Raw genomic sequence first — 3,403 nt, 5'->3', positions numbered from 1 at the left:
CATTGTCTACGGCACCCAGTCCGCGGTCGTGGAGGACGTGCTGTCGGATGCGATCCCGCTGCCGATCGTCGGGCTGCGCAAGGAGAGCGAGACCTACCTCACCCTGGTCGAGGTGAGCGAGCAGGCCGAGGAGTTGGCACGGGCGGTGAACGACCTGTCGGCCGACCTGCGTCGGGCGCGGGGAGCCGACCCGATCCCGTGGAACAGGGGGCAGCGCCCTGGCGAGTTCGTGCTGCACGCTCTCGACCCGCTCGTGCGGCGCTTCCTGATCGGCGTACGGGCCAGCGCGGACGATCCCGGCCTGCTGGAGCAGGGCCGGACCAGGTGGGAGATTCTCGCCTACCGGCTGACGCAGGACGTGGCGGACCGGCTGCTGGCCATCGCCACCGGCAGCGAGTTCGCCGGCCGGGTAATCAAAAAGGACAAGACGGAGTACGTGTACCGGCTGGCTTCGGCTGAGCAGAACTTCCGCCGGCGGCTCCGCGACGCCTTGCCCCGCTGGGCGCAGTCCACGCGTGATCAGCCGGACGCCGGCGGTGAGGACCTCTCCGCGTGACAGACCCCCCGAAATGAGGATCCTTCGATGAACTCTGCCAACGATCGCATCCTGCGGTACTGGGCCCAGCGTGTGGCCGCGGACGGCACCTGGCGCCCTCAACCGGGGCCGCCGCCAGGAGAGGACCTGGCCGCGTTCCGCGCCGGGCTGGGCCGCCCCGCGGGGACGGTGCCCGCCCTGTGGCCGCACTACACCTCACCCATCGACGACCACCTGGCCCGTCAGGGCAAGGTCTCGCATGAGCTGGTGGCCGAGCACGCCGCCCTCGCCCTGTACGGGCTGCACCAGCAGTCCCGCGCCGACCCGATGCACCGCCCCGGCGTCCGGCTCGGCCAAGCGCTGCGACGCCTGCACCAGCAATCCGAGGGCGACAAGGGATTCACCCGGGAGGCGGTAGACCGCCGGGTCAACGCCGCTGCCTCGGCCACGCAGGTCGAAGCCTTCCTCACCCACCTGCGCGGCCTGATCTCCCAGCTTCGCACGGTCGGCGCGCCCCTGGACTACGACCTGCTCATGCGCGATATCCGCTCCTGGCAGCGCCCCGACACCCGGCAACTGGCCCGCCGCCGCCTGGGCCTGGACTACTACGGCTGGCAACCGCCCCCACAGCCGCCCGCCGCCCCGACGCCCACCCCCGCCGAGTAAGCAGCAGTCCGCCTTCACCCCCTGATCACCTAGGGAGCTTCCCATGGCCCAGCGCCTCTATGTCGACGTGCACATCATCCAGACCGTCCCGCCCGCGAACCTCAACCGCGACGATCAAGGCAACCCCAAGGAGGCCTACTTCGGCGGGCACCGCCGGGCCCGCGTGTCCTCACAGGCGTGGAAGCGCGCCACCCGCACCCGCTTCGCCGAGCACACCCCGAAACTGGATCACGCCACCCGGACCAAGCGGATCGCCGCCGAGCTCGCCGAACGGCTGGCCGGCCGTACCGGACTCGAGACCGAGCAGGCCACTCGCCTGGCCACCGCGCTGCTCCAGCCGCTCGGCATCAAACCCGGCAAGAAGGCCGGCGACACCGCCTACCTGCTGTTCTTCGGCTACCGCCAACTCGAGGACATCATCGACCTGGTCGCCGATCAGGCCAGCGACCTGACCGCCCTGGCAGATGAGGAACTGGCCAAGGCCGTCAAAGACGTGCCCGTCGCCGAGCAGCTCCAGCAGGGCCACCCGATGGACGTGGCCATGTTCGGACGGATGGTCGCCGACATCCCCGCCCTCAACGTCGACGCCGCCGTCCAGGTTGCGCACGCGCTCTCCACCCACGCCGTGGACCTGGAATTCGATTACTACACTGCGGTCGACGACGAGAACCTCAAGGAGGAGACCGGCGCCGGCATGATCGGCACCATCGGTTTCAACTCCGCCACCCTGTACCGCTACGCCACCGTCAACGTGCCCGCCCTGATCGGCAACCTCGGCGACCGCGCGGCCGCCCTGGACGCCGTCGATGCCTTCATCGAGCATTTCGCCCGCTCCATCCCTTCGGGGCACCAGAACTCCTTCGCCCACCGCACGCTGCCCAGCCTGCTCGCCGTGGTGGTCCGTGAGGACCAGCCGGTCAACCTGGTCTCCGCCTTCGAAAAACCACTCACACCGCAGGAGGAGGGCGAAGGCCTGGCCGCCGACTCGGCCGTCCGGCTGGCCGTCGCGCGACCCGCCAATGGGGGGACACACCCGCCCACGTCGCCGTCTGCCACACCTTCGATCCGGACCGGCACGCCGGCGAACGCCTCACCACGATCTTCGGCCCCAACACCTCCTTCCCCGACCTGCTCACCGGCGTGCACGCCTGTCTGGCCGAGCGGATCGAGCAGACCCGATGACCACCACCACTGCCACGCTGGTCCTGCGGCTGGCCGGCCCGCTGCAGTCCTGGGGCGACCGCAGCGTCTTCAACCGACGCGAAACCCGCCCCGAACCCACCAAGTCCGGTGTGCTGGGGCTGCTCGCCGCCGCCTCCGGCCGAACCCGCGAACAACCACTGGACGACCTGCTCGGTCTCCACCTCGGCGTCCGCGTCGACCAGCCTGGCAGCCTGCTGCGCGACTACCACACCGTCAGCGACTACCGCGGACGGCCTCTCCCGCAGGCCGGCGTGTCCGCCAAAGGCGTGCAGAAGCCCACCTCGCCCGCCAAACATACGCACATCACCCAGCGCTTCTACCTGCAGGACGCGGTCTTCCTCGCCGCCCTGCACGGCCCCCTGCCGCTGGTGGAGGCACTGGCCGAGGCGGTCCAGCGGCCCGCCTTCCCCCTCGCGCTGGGACGCCGCTCCTGCGTCCCCACCCAGCCGATCTACCTGGCCGTCCACCCGCAGCCCCTGCTCCAGGTGCTGCACACCACGCCCTGGCAGGCCACCGACACCGCCAAGCAGGTTCACGCCCGCGACTGGGGCCGCCCCGCCACCGTTCGCCTGCCCGCCACCATCGACGACCCCGACGGGGAAGAGTCCGCCACCGACGTCCCGCGCTCCTTTGCCCCGCGCGAGCGCCGCTTCACCAGCCGCCGCATCAGCCACCAGTGGATCACTCTGCCGACCGGGTTCACCGGCGCCCGCACCACGCCCGAGCCGCCGCAAGGCCACGACCCGTTCGCCCTCCTGGGCTGGTGAGAGACATGACCTACCTGTCCCGCATCAGAATCAACCCGCTGCGCGAGAAGAGCCGGCTGCTGCTGGCCAGCCCGCACGCCATGCACGGCGCCGTCCTGTACGGCGTCCCCGACGCGCCCACCGAGCAGCGCATCCTGTGGCGGCTGGACGCCGACGACCCCCGCCGGCCGATGCTGTTCGTGCTCACCGCCACCCGGCCGGACTGGAGCCACCTCATCGAACAGGCCGGCTG

The 3,403-nt window shown here is 70.9% G+C and carries 4 protein-coding genes and 1 pseudogene; all 5 read left to right on the top strand.

The features are described 5' to 3' along the window. Nucleotides 1–556, top strand: a 556-nt coding sequence (locus IO39_RS50040) for a type I-E CRISPR-associated protein Cse1/CasA (protein ID WP_157549968.1), incomplete at its 5' end; no start/stop codon positions are given. Between the two features lie 27 nt (nt 557–583). Then, nucleotides 584–1,201, top strand: coding sequence for a type I-E CRISPR-associated protein Cse2/CasB (gene casB, locus IO39_RS50035; protein WP_052424391.1), 618 nt, complete (start codon nt 584–586; stop codon nt 1,199–1,201). A gap of 43 nt (nt 1,202–1,244) precedes the next feature. Then, nucleotides 1,245–2,144 (top strand): annotated as a pseudogene (gene cas7e, locus IO39_RS59850) (type I-E CRISPR-associated protein Cas7/Cse4/CasC); the annotation flags it as partial. Nucleotides 2,145–2,379: 235 nt separating this feature from the next. Then, nucleotides 2,380–3,171 carry a type I-E CRISPR-associated protein Cas5/CasD gene (cas5e, locus tag IO39_RS50025; RefSeq protein ID WP_043641382.1) on the top strand — a complete coding sequence of 264 codons (792 nt, stop codon included), beginning with the start codon at nt 2,380–2,382 and terminating at the stop codon, nt 3,169–3,171. A 5-nt stretch (nt 3,172–3,176) separates the two neighbouring features. Then, the coding region (locus tag IO39_RS58720; protein ID WP_043641380.1) for a type I-E CRISPR-associated protein Cas6/Cse3/CasE at nt 3,177–3,403 on the top strand (227 nt) is incomplete at its 3' end.

The sequence above is a fragment of the Nonomuraea candida genome (assembly GCF_000725485.1).
Taxonomy (GTDB): domain Bacteria; phylum Actinomycetota; class Actinomycetes; order Streptosporangiales; family Streptosporangiaceae; genus Nonomuraea; species Nonomuraea candida.
Note: the sequence above shows the minus strand (reverse complement) of the source record. Positions and strands in the feature narration are given on the sequence as shown.